The sequence below is a fragment of the Lacrimispora sphenoides JCM 1415 genome (assembly GCF_900105615.1).
Classification (GTDB): domain Bacteria; phylum Bacillota; class Clostridia; order Lachnospirales; family Lachnospiraceae; genus Lacrimispora; species Lacrimispora sphenoides.
On record NZ_LT630003.1, the window covers coordinates 1,134,572 to 1,149,073 of the forward strand.

Annotated in this window: 14 protein-coding genes and 1 other annotated feature; of the genes, 7 read left to right on the forward strand and 7 right to left on the reverse strand. The window is 44.1% G+C overall.

Annotation, left to right across the window (positions count from 1 at the left end; all coding sequences use genetic code 11):
• The first annotated feature begins 143 nt into the window (after nucleotides 1-143).
• The 4 genes from BMX69_RS05090 to BMX69_RS05105 are packed head-to-tail and all read left to right on the forward strand — an operon-like array spanning nucleotide 144 to nucleotide 4,835.
• Nucleotides 144-887, forward strand: a complete 744-nt coding sequence (locus BMX69_RS05090; RefSeq protein WP_166433174.1) for a carbohydrate ABC transporter permease — start codon at nucleotides 144-146, stop codon at nucleotides 885-887.
• 12 nt (nucleotides 888-899) lie between these two features.
• Nucleotides 900-1,751, forward strand: coding sequence for a carbohydrate ABC transporter permease (locus BMX69_RS05095; protein ID WP_100041736.1), 852 nt, complete (start codon nucleotides 900-902; stop codon nucleotides 1,749-1,751).
• A gap of 22 nt (nucleotides 1,752-1,773) precedes the next feature.
• Nucleotides 1,774-2,871 carry a LacI family DNA-binding transcriptional regulator gene (locus BMX69_RS05100; protein WP_100041737.1) on the forward strand — a complete coding sequence of 366 codons (1,098 nt, stop codon included), beginning with the start codon at nucleotides 1,774-1,776 and terminating at the stop codon, nucleotides 2,869-2,871.
• Nucleotides 2,872-2,891: 20 nt separating this feature from the next.
• A complete protein-coding gene (locus BMX69_RS05105; protein WP_100041738.1) occupies nucleotides 2,892-4,835 on the forward strand; it encodes a glycoside hydrolase family 127 protein in 1,944 nt (647 codons plus the stop codon).
• A gap of 72 nt (nucleotides 4,836-4,907) precedes the next feature.
• Here BMX69_RS05105 and BMX69_RS05110 read toward each other — a convergent pair whose 3' ends face one another.
• From BMX69_RS05110 to BMX69_RS05125, 4 genes are all read right to left on the reverse strand, one after another.
• Nucleotides 4,908-5,681 (reverse strand): ABC transporter ATP-binding protein, encoded by a 774-nt coding sequence (locus tag BMX69_RS05110; protein ID WP_054789584.1) that lies wholly within the window; start codon nucleotides 5,679-5,681, stop codon nucleotides 4,908-4,910.
• Nucleotides 5,674-6,558 (reverse strand): ABC transporter permease, encoded by an 885-nt coding sequence (locus tag BMX69_RS05115; protein WP_025232611.1) that lies wholly within the window; start codon nucleotides 6,556-6,558, stop codon nucleotides 5,674-5,676. Before BMX69_RS05115 ends, BMX69_RS05110 begins: the two co-directional genes overlap by 8 nt.
• Before the next feature lie 79 nt (nucleotides 6,559-6,637).
• Nucleotides 6,638-7,705, reverse strand: coding sequence for an ABC transporter substrate-binding protein (locus tag BMX69_RS05120; protein WP_054789585.1), 1,068 nt, complete (start codon nucleotides 7,703-7,705; stop codon nucleotides 6,638-6,640).
• 90 nt (nucleotides 7,706-7,795) lie between these two features.
• Nucleotides 7,796-8,040 (reverse strand) — a binding site (T-box leader).
• Between the two features lie 84 nt (nucleotides 8,041-8,124).
• Nucleotides 8,125-8,859: a GNAT family N-acetyltransferase gene (locus BMX69_RS05125; RefSeq protein WP_054789586.1), complete on the reverse strand. Its 735-nt coding sequence runs from the start codon at nucleotides 8,857-8,859 to the stop codon at nucleotides 8,125-8,127.
• Between the two features lie 280 nt (nucleotides 8,860-9,139).
• On the opposite strand from BMX69_RS05125, the gene BMX69_RS24370 reads away from it, so the two are divergent.
• Both BMX69_RS24370 and BMX69_RS05130 read left to right on the forward strand, forming a co-directional pair.
• Nucleotides 9,140-9,310, forward strand: coding sequence for a hypothetical protein (locus BMX69_RS24370; protein ID WP_166433175.1), 171 nt, complete (start codon nucleotides 9,140-9,142; stop codon nucleotides 9,308-9,310).
• Complete coding sequence (locus BMX69_RS05130; protein WP_100041739.1) at nucleotides 9,307-9,819, forward strand: cysteine hydrolase family protein; 513 nt, start codon at nucleotides 9,307-9,309, stop codon at nucleotides 9,817-9,819. Before BMX69_RS24370 ends, BMX69_RS05130 begins: the two co-directional genes overlap by 4 nt.
• Nucleotides 9,820-9,897: 78 nt before the next feature.
• Here the strand turns inward: BMX69_RS05130 and aroA are convergent, their stop codons facing one another.
• From aroA to aroF, 3 genes are read right to left on the reverse strand one after another with little or no spacing between them, the layout of a single operon-like run.
• Complete coding sequence (gene aroA, locus BMX69_RS05135; protein WP_100041740.1) at nucleotides 9,898-11,175, reverse strand: 3-phosphoshikimate 1-carboxyvinyltransferase; 1,278 nt, start codon at nucleotides 11,173-11,175, stop codon at nucleotides 9,898-9,900.
• A gap of 14 nt (nucleotides 11,176-11,189) precedes the next feature.
• The gene (locus BMX69_RS05140; protein ID WP_054789587.1) at nucleotides 11,190-12,287 is read right to left on the reverse strand and encodes a prephenate dehydrogenase; all 1,098 of its coding nucleotides are present in this window, start codon (nucleotides 12,285-12,287) and stop codon (nucleotides 11,190-11,192) included.
• Nucleotides 12,284-13,300, reverse strand: a complete 1,017-nt coding sequence (gene aroF, locus BMX69_RS05145) for a 3-deoxy-7-phosphoheptulonate synthase (RefSeq protein WP_100041741.1) — start codon at nucleotides 13,298-13,300, stop codon at nucleotides 12,284-12,286. The genes BMX69_RS05140 and aroF overlap by 4 nt, the downstream gene beginning before the upstream one ends.
• Before the next feature lie 421 nt (nucleotides 13,301-13,721).
• Here aroF and BMX69_RS05150 point away from each other — a divergent pair, with 421 nt between their 5' ends.
• Nucleotides 13,722-14,462, forward strand: coding sequence for a GntR family transcriptional regulator (locus tag BMX69_RS05150; RefSeq protein ID WP_092248548.1), 741 nt, complete (start codon nucleotides 13,722-13,724; stop codon nucleotides 14,460-14,462).
• Nucleotides 14,463-14,502: the final 40 nt, after the last annotated feature.

Below are 14,502 nucleotides of genomic sequence, written 5' to 3' on the forward strand. Positions count from 1 at the left end.
AGCTTATGAATCATCTGACTGCATATGCTTTTTGTGCCCCATGGTTTATAGGTTTTATATGTTTCACCTTATTTCCCATCGTTTTTATGTTTGCAGTGAGTTTGACAAACCGGAAATTAAACGGTATTTCAAATTTTGTAGGATTGGCAAATTACGTAAATATGGTTCAAAGTCCTACCTTTTGGAATTCCATAAAAGTGACCTTGTTTTTTACGGTTGTTATGATGGTGGTTACTACGACCTGGGCAGTGATTCTTGCTATGCTGTTGAATGATAAACAGAAATTAAACGGCATATTCCAGTTCTGTTATTTTCTTCCTTCCGTTATACCGACAGTTGCGCTGGCGTATACATTCCGTACGATTTTCGGAAAAGAGGCAGGTCTTTTAAATGCCATCATTTCACAGCTAACTGCAAAAAATGTCATGGTGAACTGGCTGTATGACAAACACACCATTTATCTTGCTGTATTTTTTATTACCTTGTTTACATACAACACCGGACAGATGATGCTGATTTTCCGCTCAGGCTTAAATGATGTTCCCGGAGAACTTTATGAAGCGTGTGACATTGACGGTGCAAGCCCGTTCCGGAAGTTTTTCGGCGTAACGCTTCCCATGATCTCCCCCATTGTTCTGTTTAATGCGGTTATGGGCTGCATCAGCGCGCTTAACGGTTCCTTTGCGCTGCTTTATCCATTGACAGGGGAAAGCGGGGATCCTAATGGGATGACCCAGGTTTTAAGCCTTTTGATCTATAAGGAAGCTTTCAGCAATATGAAGGTAGGATATGCCTGTGCTCTGTCGGTAGTTCTGTTTCTGATCGCCTGCGGTTTTGGGATCGGCATATTTGCAGTATCAAAAAAACTAGTCTATTACGAAAATTAAGGAGGAGAGGCCATGAGTTCAGCAAAGGCAAAGAAAAAGGCAGGCAGGATTTTGATTTTTATTCTTAAGATTCTTGTTGCTGTTATCATGTTTTCTCCGATCATATGGGTGTTTTCGGGAGGTTTTAAAAATTTAACAGAGTTCACCACCTCTTCTGATATTATCCCTAAGAATGTGACCCTGGAGAACTTTAACTATATCTTCTTTCATTCCAACTATTATTTATATGTACGAAATACCGTTCTATTAATGGCAGGTACAACCTTAGGGACTTTAATATCCTCTTCCTTTGTAGCCTATCCTCTTGCAAGAATGGAATTTCCCGGGAAGAACTTAATATTTTCATTGATTGTGGGAACCATGATGATTCCGGGTATTGCCCTGATTATTCCGCAGTACATTATGTTCGGGAAGATCGGCTGGCTAGATTCCCTTCTCCCCATGATCGTCCCGTCATTTTTTGCTTATCCCTATAATGTGTTTCTTTTCCGGCAATTTTTCCGGTCTATCCCAAAGGAGCTGGATGAAGCAGCAACCATAGACGGATGCAGCAAGCTGGGCGTATTTTTTAAAGTGTTGCTGCCTCTGTCAAAATCCACCTTTACCACCATTGGCGTGCTGTCCAGTGTATTCTGGTGGAATGAGCTGACCCAGCCTGTGTTCTATATTAACAGCGACAAGTGGAGAACGCTGACCATTGCATTAATGACGACATTTATGTATACTTCTGGTAACGCATTTGTTATTAACTGGCCGTCAATTATGGCAGCTTCATCTCTTATGATTCTGCCCCCGATGCTTCTTTACCTGTTTGGTTCCAGATTCCTGGTTGAAGGGATCAAAACTTCCGGTTTAAAAGGATAGGGAAATAGGCTGCCATGAAGTGATGGATAAAGGAACGGAAAAAGAGGAAAGAGGGAGTATTACCATGACATTAAAAGAAATTGCTTCTATGGCCGGTGTATCCGCAGCAACGGTATCATATGTGCTCAATAATACGGCTCAGGTAAGTGAAGAGACAAGAAAACGGGTAGAAAAGATCATAAAAGAAACAGGATACCGGTCCAATATCCTGGCGAAAAGTCTTCGGACTAATGAATCGTTCCTGATCGGTGTAATTGTTGAAGACATTACTGTCTGGCATACGGCTCATATCATTGACGGGATCAATGAAATTGCGGAAGCCAGAGGATATAATACCATCTTAAACAATTTAAGGCTTCTTAGCAAGATAGAATCCCAGTTTGAACATATTTCAAATTTTCAGAAGGACATCGACAAGGCGGTGGATGTATTAATCGGAATGCAGGTGGATGGTATTATTTATGTGGGGATGCATGACCGCAAAATAAGCCATGTGCTTCATGATATCAAAAAACCGGTGGTATATTGCTACTGCTATACGGATGGGGAAGGATCCTCGGTCCGCTATAGCAACGAAAAAACAGTTTACCAGATGACACAGATGTTAATAAGCAATGGACACAAGGAGTTTGGCGTGATCAACGGGCTAAAGGGATCAGAGCCTGCCGCCCTCCGGTTTAAAGGCTTTCAGAGAGCCTTGGACGAGGCAGGGATAGAATTAAAGCCTGAGAACATTGTTAGCGGAAACTGGAAGTACCGGGACGGAAAGGAGGCAGCCGGAAAGCTTCTTAATAAAAAGAACTTTCCAACTGCGATCGTAGCGATGAACGACGATATGGCAGTGGGTGTTTATGATGCTGCGAGAGAGCTCGGACTTAAAATTCCAGACGATATTTCAGTTACGGGTTTTGATAATGGAGATATTGTCCAGTATGTGACTCCAAGAATCACCACAGTGGAAAGGCCTCTTCAGGAAATGGGATACCGTTCCATGGAGCTGTTGCTGGAAAGCATTCATGGAACCAGTGTGGGAGATGTAAACATCACCCTGCCATGTGCCCTGATCGAAGGAGAGTCGGTAAAGAATCGGAACGAATCTGAGGTTTATGAAAAAAACTAATTGCTGAGTGAGGAAAAGATATGGAAGCTGGTAAGTTGACAACAGTGGATTTAAAAAACATTATAATTAATGATCCATTCTGGAACAGATATATAGATCTGGTGGATAATGTTATATTACCTTTTCAATGGGAGCTGATCAATGATCGGGTAGAAGGGGCCGAAAAAAGCTATTGCATCAGAAATTTCCGGATTGCCTGCGGCGATGAAAAGGGAGAACACAAGGGCATGGTATTTCAGGATACGGATGTTGCCAAATGGCTGGAAGCCGTCGCCTATTCCCTCGCTAAAAAGAAGAATCCGGTACTGGAAGCCGCCGCTGACAGCGCCATCGATTTAATTGCCAGAGCCCAGTGCGAAGATGGATATTTGAATACGTATTACACAATTACAGGCAATAGGCGGTGGTCTGACCTGTTTGAAGGTCACGAGCTTTACACTGCAGGACATATGATCGAAGCGGCTGTAGCATATTATGAAGCAACGGGCAAGAAGAGATTTCTTCAAGTGGTTTGTAGGTTTGCCGATTACATGTGTAAGGTATTTGGCAGGGAAGAGGAGAAAATCCATGGCTATCCGGGGCACCCGGAAGTGGAGCTGGCTCTGGTAAAGCTTTACCGGGTAACAAAAATGACAAAATATCTGGAACTGGCTGATTTTTTTGTACGTACCAGAGGGGAAAGACCTTGTTATTTTTTAAACGAAGACTGTATCAAGAATCAGAATTTTATCTTTCCGGAATTTAAAGATTTTGACTTGGACTATAACCAGTCCCATATGCCATTGAAAGAACAGGAAACCGCGGAAGGGCATGCGGTGCGGGCAGTTTATTTATACAGCGCCATGGCTGACTTAGCTTATGAATATCAGGATAAAGAACTGTTAAAACAATGCGAAACCCTGTGGAACAACATTGTGGAAAAACGGATGTACATCACCGGAAGCATTGGTTCTGCATCCTATGGGGAGAGATTTACCACGGATTATGATCTGCCGAACAATTCAAACTATTCGGAATCCTGCGCCACGGTGGGGCTTGCCATGTTTTCCAACCGGATGTTTCGGATCACAAAGGATGGAAAATATATAGATATAGTAGAAAAGGCATTATACAACACCCTTTTGGCGGGAATCGCCCTTGATGGAAAGCATTTCTTTTATGTCAATCCTTTAGAGGTGGTTCCGGAGATTGCAGAGAAAAATCCGACTTACCGCCATGTGAAGACCACAAGGCAGCTTTGGTTTGGCGTATCCTGCTGTCCCCCTAATATTGCAAGGACCCTTACTTCCCTGGGCAATTATATGTATGCTTCAGAGCAGAATACGGTATACGTGAACTTATTTATCGGCAGCAGGATTGATACCGGCCTGTCCTCTGGCCATGTGGAGCTTCTGCTCAGTTCTGATTATCCGGTAAAAGGTAATGTGACACTGGAAGTCACTCCGGAAACAGACGGGCAGGAATTTACCGTAGGGATCCGGAAACCGTCCTATTGCGGCAAAGCGGAACTAAGTGTCAATGGTGTTAAGGAAGCCATTTGCCTGGAAAAGGGATACATATATCTGACACGTAAATGGAAGGCAGGAGATAAGATCACAGTGGTTTTTGATGTTTCTTTTCGCTTTGTAAGATGCAATCCCAAAGTTCGTGACAACATCGGGAAGGTCTGCCTGATGAAAGGGCCTATGGTGTATTGCCTTGAGGAAGCGGATAACGGCAAGTATCTGGCTTCAAACATCATGGACAGTTCGGTACCGCCTAAGGAAGAGTTTGACGAATCATTGCTTGGCGGAACCATGTGTGCCGGACTGGAAGGCATGCGCATTGATTACTCCAGGGTAGGCGATTCTCTCTATGAGGAAGAAAGACCTTCTTATATGGATGATACGTTTAAAGCAATTCCTTATTGCTGCTGGAATAACCGGGGCAAGGGTGAAATGATTGTGTGGATGCGTGAAAAGTAAAAATGGGCAGTCAAAAGAAGATCCGGCAAGGTACCTTGCCGGATCTTCTTTTAATGAAATAATTATAATGATCTAATTACCGCATTCAATGCTGATCTCATTGAACTTATCTAAAATGTGTTCCACATCCATATTGGACTTTTCGTCCCCTTCTGTATCAATGATGGCATTTCCCTGATGCATCATCAGCAGGCGGTTTCCGTATTCTACTGCATACCGAAGGTTATGGGTAACCATAATGGTGGTCAAATGCTTTTCCTTTACAATCTTATCTGTCAGCTCCATGATGTTCTCGGCAGTTTTTGGATCCAGGGCAGCGGTGTGCTCATCTAAGATCAGGAATTCAATGGGAGTCATGGTGGACATGAGAAGAGCCATAGCCTGCCTCTGACCGCCGGAAAGAACGCCCACCTTTACATGCAGCTTATCCTCTAAGCCAAGGCCCAGGAAACGAAGCTGCTCCCTGTAATAGGTTATCCGCTGCTTGTTGGTGCCGGGAAGAAGATTAAAAGGCTTTCCCTTGGTATCGGCCAGAGCCATATTTTCCAGGATGGTCATATTGGGGCATGTGCCCATAGCCGGGTTCTGGTAGACTCTTCCGATACGGCGCTGGCGCTTAAATTCCGGCATATTGGTGATGTCGATGCCGCCTACCAGGATAGAACCGCTGTCCAAAGGAATGCTTCCGCAGATGATGTTTAACATGGAAGTCTTGCCGGAGCCGTTGCTTCCTACCACAGATACGAACTGCTGATCCTTAATGGTAAGATTAAAGTTCTGGAACAGGCACATCTCATTGACCGTTCCCTGGTTGTAGTATTTATTGATGTTTTGAAGTTCAAGCATGTTGTTTCACCTTCTTTTCCCTGCCGTTGCTGAGCACCAGAATTGCCAGGAACAGCACTGATGTGATCAGTTTTAAATCCGATGCTTCCATTCCAAGATAAATGGCAAAGGACACGCAGGCTTTGTAAATGATAGAACCGATAATGACTGCAGTGGTGGATTTTACAAACCCAACCCGTTTAAACAGCTTTGTTCCAATGATTACATTGGCAAGGCCGATCACAATGGTACCCGTTCCCATACTGATTTCAAAAAAACCTTTTTGCTGGCAGTATACGGAACCGGCCAGTGCAGCCAGGCCGTTTGCGATGGCAAGGCCGATGATCTTTACCATGCCTTTGTCCTTGGCAAGAGAGGTAACAAGAGTTTCATTGTCACCCACAGCCCTTAACAAATAGCCGGAGCGGGTCTTTAGATAATGATCAAGCAAAAGCTTAACGATCACCACAATGACCGCTAATATAATCACAACGCTGATATCTGCAAGCTTCCCGGGAAACAGGCGGCTTACAAAACTGTTTTCAAAGATGGAATCATTATTGAAAAATGGGACATTGGACTTTCCGGCTACCCTTAGGTTCACAGAATAGAGGGCAGTCATGACAATGATACCTGACAGAAGATCCCGTACCTTTAATTTTACATGAATGAAGCCTGTGATGCATCCGGCCAGGGCACCGACGGCAAAGGCAATAAATAGCGTTGCCACCGGGTTTATTCCGGCCAGGATCATGGTAACGGTAATTGCACCTCCCAAAGGGAAGGTTCCATCGACGGAAAGATCCGGAAAATCCAGAATCTTATAAGTGATGTAAACGCCCAGCGCCATAATGGCATAGACCAGGCCTTCTTCCAAAACGCCAAGTATGATTGACATGGTTTAACTTCCTCCAATTATATTCCTTGTATTTAACTTAATCAGGTAGGATCGCGGATTGCGACTACCCGATTTGCTGCTAGTGGGCAATCTCTGTAAAAATTTCAGCAGCGGAACCGGTAAGCTCTGACGGAAGGGTAATTCCCAGGTTTTCGGCAACCTTTGAATTTCCGTAGAATGCGGCTTCTTTGATCACTTCAAAGTTTATTTCGCTTGCTTTTGCTTCGCCCTTCAATACCTTTGCGGCCATTTTACCGGTCTGCTTGCCTAAGTCCATATAATCAAGACCAATGGAAGCCAGACAGCCGATTTTTACCTGTTCTACTTCACTGCCGAATACGGGTATGTTCTTCTTTCCGGCCTTATCCAGGATCAGCGGAAGAGAGCTTACTACGGTGTTATCCGTTAAGTTGTTTAAGCAGTCAACCTTTTCCAGAATGCTGTCAGTTGCCAATGGGATATCAGCAGTTGCGGACACCGGGCCTTCTACGATTTCAAAGCCATAGGAAGCGGCTGCGGCTTTATATTCCTTGATTGCTGTTTCTGAGTTCACTTCACTGGTGCTGTAAAGGATGCCGATGGTTTTTGCATCGGGAAGAATCTTGCGGATCATTTCCAGCTGTTTTTCCACTGGAAGCTTATCACTGGTTCCGGTGATTTCCCCAACCGGAGTTCCATCCCCATTAGCCAGAGCCGCGGCAACCGGATCTGTAACTGCCGTGAAAATGACGGGAACGCCGGCCTTTTTTGCTCCGCTATAGGCAGCCTGAGCCATTGGGGTAGCGATGCCGCAGATCAAATCCACTTTTTTGGAAAGGAAGTTATTAACGATCTGGCTTGCGGTTCCACCGTCAGCCTGAGCATTTTCATACATGACGGTTAAGTTTTTTCCTTCCTCGATTCCTTCTTCTGCAAGGCCCTGTATAAAGCCTTCCCGGCAGTTATCAAGGGAACCGTGCTCTGCAAACTGTCCGACACCGATGGTATAGGATGTGCCGTCTGCAGCATTTCCAGCCTCAGTACCAGAAGATGCCTGGGTTGTAGAATTATTGTCAGCAGGTTTTTCCGGAGCTGCCTTGGAAGAACAGCCGGAGAGTGCGGCAGCTGCCACAGCAGCCAGTAACAGGGTTTTGATCGATTTTTTCATAATATTTCCTCCTTAAGATGGTTTCCGTTGGCAAGAAGAGGGAACGGATATCCTGAAAATAAAAAAAGTCCCAAGTACGCTAAAAAACGTACTTGAGACGAATCATACAATCCGCGGTGCCACTCAAATTGACTTTATAAAAGCCCACTTTTCATATACTAACATATATGCCACGAGAAATAACGGTTGTGGTCTCCGTCAGCCCCTACTGGAACAATGGTTCGGGGCCGCCCTCAAAAGTCCATTCAGCTATCAGCTTTATACCGCACTCGCACCAACGGCGGCTCTCTGAAATATTGCCTGGAAAGCTTACTCTTCTTTTTCAACGGTTTATTTTTATTTCATTTAAACAGTATATTAATACGTCTGTATGGATTTGTCAACTGCTAATTAGAAAAAGTCAGAAATTGCCTGTCTGCCTACCTGCCTATCAGTTCATATGTTACATATGGATGAGAAAGGTGATAACCGAGTTTTTCCGCTAAAGCTACAGAACGTAAATCATGAGCATCCCAACTTGGATAAACATTTCGTTCCAGGCTTTCAAGAATCAATTTGGCGCCGCATACTGTCGCTAGTCCCTTGCCTCTATAATCGGGTTTTGTATCTATCTCTATTTCAATACCATTATTATAAACAGCATAAGGGGAAGCACCTGCCACCAATTCACCATTGTGTAATATTGACACCCCGAATGCACGCCGCTGATAGTCAGCATAATCTTTAAACTGAGAACATAAATCCACGGACCATGCTTCCTGTCCAGCTAATTCATATACTTCCCTGTCTATCATCCGAAGTTCATAACAATCATCGAGACCATTAATGAAAGAAGCCAGTCTAGCTTTATCAAAAACATCTGGTTCCTTTTTAATAGCATAGCGAAATATTTTGTTTACCCGCCCATCAAAAAAAATCTCGATCAGTGCTTCCCAAGCCTTATCTTTCGGTATGAGCAGCTTTTCTCCTTCTAAATCATGAAAAAGGGCGGTATTTGGCTGGCCTGCGAAAAAGCAGAAGTCACCGATTTCAATCATTGCAGACGCGGGATTTTTTTCATTATCTAAGATAATATTTCCCATATGGCCTTGCAAACATGACCATATTAGAGCTTCTTCCCAATCATTAAACATGGCTGTAACATTGCTGTGCATTTTTATCACCTTACTTTCTGATGAAAGCTAATATAAACTATCTTTATATCAACTTTTATTGTTATCGAAAGATTATACTATATTAATTGCTATCCATCCATACATTTCTTTTCTTTTGATTGCTGCGGAAATTCTACTTTTCTTAAGTGGGAACGGAGAGAGCGTAAATTATAACAAGAAAATGAACAAATCGTCCCTTTTTACCTCCTTGTGTGTTATATAAATCGAAAAAATAACAAGAAGAATTTTTATGAAAGTATAGAAAATTGCAATATTCGTTATGGCAGGAAATTTGTCAGCAGGAATATATGCAATTCCTGCAGCAGAAATAGTGGAGAGATGGCATAAAAGTAAAAATAATTCCAGCAAAAAAGTGAAGAAAAATAATATGCTTATGAGTGCAAATGTGTTAAACTATAAACACTATTTATTATCGGAGGTTTGTCCATGAAAAAGCTGTTAATCGTAGTAGATATGCAAAAGGATTTTATCGACGGCTCCCTGGGAACGCCCGAGGCGGTTTCTATCGTTCCTAAGGTAAAAAGAAAAATAGAGGAATATCAGGCAGCAGGTGATGAAGTAATCTTCACCCTGGATACCCACGAGGAGAATTATCTTAATTCTCAGGAGGGGAAAAAGCTTCCGGTCGTTCATTGTGTCAGGGGAACAGCCGGATGGGAGCTTGATAATTCCTTAAAGGAATTTCAGGGAATACGTTTTGAAAAAAACACGTTTGGAAGCTCAGTGCTTGGTGAATATGTGACAGAAAGAAAATATGAATCCATTGAACTGATTGGTTTATGTACGGACATCTGTGTAATTTCCAATGCCCTGCTGGTCAAAGCTTTTCTTCCTGAGACTCCGGTGCTGGTGGACTCCTCCTGCTGTGCGGGTGTGACTGTAAAAAGCCATGAAAATTCGTTAGAGGCTATGAAGATGTGCCAAATCGAAGTTTTATAGAATCAATAAAAATACCGGGTTGAACTTAAGTTCTCCCGGCATTTTTGTAATCAGACATAAATGCATGACTGATCTATTTTATTTCATCAATCTCTCCAGGTCCTGATAAAAGCCAGGATAAGAGATATTCACGCATTCTGCGCCTAAGATTTCTGTTTCTCCTTCTGCACAAAGCCCTGCAACTGCAAAGGTCATGGCGATCCGGTGATCCAGCTTACTGTCTATGACAGCACCGCGAAGTGGCTTTCCGCCTCTGATGATCATGCCATCCTCTGTTTCCTCTACATCGGCTCCCATGGCAGATAAATTCCTCACCATAACCTCAATACGGTTGGATTCCTTTACCTTTAATTCCGCCGCATCCCTAATAATGGTTTCGCCCTCTGCTAAGCAGGCCATGGCGGCGATCATGGGAAGCTCATCGATGAGGGTAGGGATAATAGCTCCGCCGATAGTAATGCCGTGCAGAGAGCCTGATTTTACCAGAATATCCGCAGTAGGTTCCCCGGAATCCGTATTTACTTCCAAAAGAGTGATATCAGCTCCCATATTCCGGCAAACGTGAATGATCCCGTCCCGGGTAGGGTTAATTCCCACATGCTTAATCAGTATTTCTGATCCCGGAATCATCAGGCCTGCCGCAATAAAGTAAGCAGCAGAAGAGATATCCCCCGGGACAACGATCTTATTCCCGTAAAGTTCTTCGGCGGGAGCGATGCAGGCGGTGGTTCCTTCTGTCTTAACATTGGCCCCAAAATAGTTCAGCATGATTTCCGAATGGTTTCTGGATACATAAGGTTCCGTCACCTTTGTTTCGCCCTCTGCATACAGTCCGGCCAATAGGATGCAGGATTTTATCTGGGCGGAAGCTACCGGGCTTGTATAATGGATGCCGTGAAGCTTTTTACCGCTTATGGAAAGAGGAGCACAGCCATTTTCCTTTACGCTCTTTATATCAGCCCCCATTAAGGATAACGGCTCCATAATGCGTTTCATAGGTCGTTTTTGAATGGATTCGTCACCGGTTAAGGTTACATTAAAATCCTGGGCAGCCAGAAGACCGGAGATCAGGCGTGTGGTGGTTCCGCTGTTTCCACAGTCTAAGATTGTTTCCGGTTTTTTTAAGCCCCGGAGTCCATTGCCATGGACAATGACAGTGTCATGGTTGTTTTCAATCTGAATTCCCATTTTCTTAAAGCAGGAGATGGTGGAAAGGCAGTCGGCCCCCTGGAGAAAGTGGCTGATTTCCGTGGTTCCTTTTGCAATAGAACCAAACATCACGCTGCGGTGAGAGATGGACTTGTCACCTGGTATGGTTATTTCGCCCTTTAAAGGGGAGGCTTTTGTGAATTTCATAGGAATCCTCTCTTTTAATTTGAAATTAAATCGTAGTGGTACCGTTCCAGCTGTTTCCATGCGTTGTCCATGGTTTCTTTGTCATAAAACGCAATCCTTAAAGTTCCCTCTCCGTGCTCCCGGTTGTGGTTGATGCCGATGTTCTTAATGCTGATGCCTTTAGCGGCCAGGATGACGGATAAGGTGGAGATAGCGCCTACTTCGTCAGCCATATCCACCGTGAAGGAATAATCCGGTGCTATGAGGCCCGGTATCTTTTCTGAAAAGGAGTTGCGGTAATCCCTGGAAGTTTCAAATAGCTGGTAAATCGATTGTTTGTCATTTGCCTTAAGCTCACCCAGTACTTGACTTAAAGAGGCAATATAGCGTTCCAGAATCACAGAAAGATTCTGGTTGTTTGTCATACAGATCTGTTCCCACATTTCCGGAGAGGAAGAAGCGATTCTTGTAATGTCCTTAAAACCTCCGGCAGCAAGCCGTTTCATAAGCCCTTCTTCATTATCGGAAGCCCTTACAAGGTTTACCAGACTGGAGGCTATGATATGAGGCAGATGGCTGATTGCTGCGGTGATAAAGTCATGCTCTTCATAATTGAGGACGAGGGGAATGGAGCCGATCATGTTTGCGATCCGCACCAGACGGCTAACCTGTTCCTCTGCAGAAGCCTGGGTAGGGGTAATGATATAATAAGCATTCTCAAGCAAATGATCGGTGGAGTTCTCATATCCGGTCTTTTCCGAACCGGCCATAGGGTGGCCTCCCACAAACATGCTTTCCATGCCGAGACGGCTTACTTCCTCATGAATATCCGTCTTGGTGCTTCCTACGTCGGTAATGATGGCTCCAGGCTTTAAGAAAGGCTGGATTTCTGACAAATACTTTGCGTTGTACTCCACAGGAGTACAGAGGAAGATAAGATCGCATTCCCGGAGTTCTTCTCCGATTCCGTCTAAGATGACATCAACGATCCCGTCTTCCTTTGCCTGCAAAAGCCTGGAACGGGTGCGCATGTAGGCCATGATTTTTGTATCTGGTTCTTCACGCTTGATCCCTCTGGCGATAGAACCGCCGATGAGACCAAGCCCGATAAAGGCAATGGTGGCATCGCTCATTCACATGTCCTCCCCGCAAGCTTGGCGTAAGGTTTTAATTCATCGATCAAATTGTCAAATTGTTCAAAGGTCAGGGACTGGGGGCCGTCGGACAGGGCGCAGGATGGGCATGGATGAACTTCCACGATGATCCCGTCAGCACCTACTGCTATGGCAGCCTTGGAAATCGGCTCAATATAAGCCCGTACTCCGGTTGCGTGGCTTGGATCAATGATGATAGGCAGGTGGCTCTTAGCGCGGATAACCGGTACGGCACTGATATCCAGGGTGTTTCTGGTAGCAGTCTCGAAGGTACGGATCCCCCGTTCGCAAAGCACGATGTTTGTATTACCTTCAGAAGCAATATATTCTGCGGCATTCAGCCATTCATCAATGGTAGCGGACAGGCCTCTCTTTAACAGAACCGGGATGCCAGCCTTTCCTGCTTCTTTTAAAAGCTCGAAATTCTGCATATTCCTTGCACCGATCTGGATCATGTCCACATATTTTATGGATGTTTCAAGAGCCCTCAGGCTTGTGACTTCGCAGACTATGTTAAGCCCGGTGGCTTCCCTGGCTTCTTTCATGTATTTCAGCCCTTCCTCCTCAAGACCCTGAAATGCGTATGGAGAGGTTCTTGGCTTATAAGCTCCGCCGCGCAGGAACTGGGCACCTGCTTTTTTTACTGCAAAAGCTGTTTCAAGTACCATATCGTGATTTTCTATGGCACATGGACCTGCCATTATGGTGAGATGGCCTGGTCCGATTTTTGCGTTTCCAATGGTTATAACGGAATCTTCCGGATGAAATTTTTTATTTACCAGCTTGTAGGTTTCGGTTACGGCAACGATCTTGTCAACACCTTCTAACATCTCGATGTTTGCGCCCTGGAGTTTTGTCTTATCGCCTACAACGCCTACGATTGTCACTTCCGTCCCTTTTGATAAATGAGCCTGAAGTCCGTTTGATTCGATTAAGTCTTTTATTTTACCAACAGCTTCCTCAGAAGCGTTAGGCTTCATAATAATGATCATGTTTTTTATGTCCTCTCTTTTGCAAATATATTCCCCATTGTAATCCATTGCAGGAAAGTTGTCAACGCTTTTACGCGTTAAACTTCGACGCTTTAACGTAAATTATTATCAGGAAAGAGTTTTCAGGCATATTCAGCAAGCAAAATAGTGGAATATTTGAAATCATTATGTATACAAGAATATACGATATCAACACCTGACCGTTAGCTTTCGTATCTAAGTATAGTTTTCCTAAGCTATATAAGACCTTTTCAAATTTTTCTATCATATAGAGAAGTGGAATTTAACTTATCAATTTTCTGAATTTTTTGAAGTTATAAAAAAGGTGATGATAAATTTGTGTTATGGTGATATAATAACGTCATAAGGTTATAATGTTTTAGGTGTAGTATGAGAAAGGTACAGGAGGTCAAGTGGCAACATGGATTCGGTGATAGATAAAAAAATAAAGGTACCTCTGCATTATCAGATATATCTGGATCTGCTCAAAAAAATTCAGAGTGGCGTTCTGAAAACAGGCGACAAAATTCCCTCGGAACCGGAGCTTGAGCGTATATATGGGGTTAGCAGAGTTACTGTTAGGGGAGCGGTCGAAATGCTGGCCCAGGAAGGGCTGGTTGAAAAAAACAGGGGAAAAAAGGGAACGATTGTCTGCAAGTCAAAGCATGCCTACGATATGAAGAAGCTGACCAGCTTTACGGATGATGTAAAGTTGTATGGGGAAAATGCCAGTTCAGAGCTCCTGGATTTTAAGGAGATGGTACCGGATCAGAAGGTGGCGCAGTCATTGGAGCTTAAGGCCGGAGAGACGGTGTATTATGTTGAGAGAAAACGGTACCGTGAGGGAGTGGTGGTGGGTCTTCACAAATCATATATCAAAAGACTTCCGAGCCTGGAGCTTAAGGCCGGGCAGTTTGGCCCGGATGTTTCCCTCTACGCAATTCTTAAGTCAGGCGGTATCATTCCTACCACGGCCACGGAACTGCTCGAGGTAAAGGTTCCATCTTCGCGGATTTTGGAGGTACTGGGACTTGTGGCCCGGACGGCTGTCTTTTATAAGGAACGTGTAACTTATTCGGGTGACAGGATACCTTTTGAGTATGTAGAGATGTTTTATAATCCTGAATATTATAAATATAAGGTAGAACTGCAGCTGGATTGACAATGGTTGAGACTGGCTGGCCTGGGCTTTATCGGTTTTG

Coding starts and splice junctions, on each gene's coding strand:
- BMX69_RS05110 (WP_054789584.1), bottom strand. CDS start 5,681: ATGCTTGAACTTCAAAACATCAATAAATACTACAACCAGGGAACGGTC.
- BMX69_RS05105 (WP_100041738.1), top strand. CDS start 2,892: ATGGAAGCTGGTAAGTTGACAACAGTGGATTTAAAAAACATTATAATT.
- BMX69_RS05095 (WP_100041736.1), top strand. CDS start 900: ATGAGTTCAGCAAAGGCAAAGAAAAAGGCAGGCAGGATTTTGATTTTT.
- BMX69_RS05115 (WP_025232611.1), bottom strand. CDS start 6,558: ATGTCAATCATACTTGGCGTTTTGGAAGAAGGCCTGGTCTATGCCATT.
- BMX69_RS05120 (WP_054789585.1), bottom strand. CDS start 7,705: ATGAAAAAATCGATCAAAACCCTGTTACTGGCTGCTGTGGCAGCTGCC.
- BMX69_RS05130 (WP_100041739.1), top strand. CDS start 9,307: ATGAAAAAGCTGTTAATCGTAGTAGATATGCAAAAGGATTTTATCGAC.
- BMX69_RS05150 (WP_092248548.1), top strand. CDS start 13,722: ATGGATTCGGTGATAGATAAAAAAATAAAGGTACCTCTGCATTATCAG.
- BMX69_RS05125 (WP_054789586.1), bottom strand. CDS start 8,859: ATGCACAGCAATGTTACAGCCATGTTTAATGATTGGGAAGAAGCTCTA.
- aroA (WP_100041740.1), bottom strand. CDS start 11,175: ATGAAATTCACAAAAGCCTCCCCTTTAAAGGGCGAAATAACCATACCA.
- BMX69_RS05100 (WP_100041737.1), top strand. CDS start 1,774: ATGGATAAAGGAACGGAAAAAGAGGAAAGAGGGAGTATTACCATGACA.
- BMX69_RS24370 (WP_166433175.1), top strand. CDS start 9,140: ATGGCAGGAAATTTGTCAGCAGGAATATATGCAATTCCTGCAGCAGAA.
- aroF (WP_100041741.1), bottom strand. CDS start 13,300: ATGATCATTATTATGAAGCCTAACGCTTCTGAGGAAGCTGTTGGTAAA.
- BMX69_RS05140 (WP_054789587.1), bottom strand. CDS start 12,287: ATGAGCGATGCCACCATTGCCTTTATCGGGCTTGGTCTCATCGGCGGT.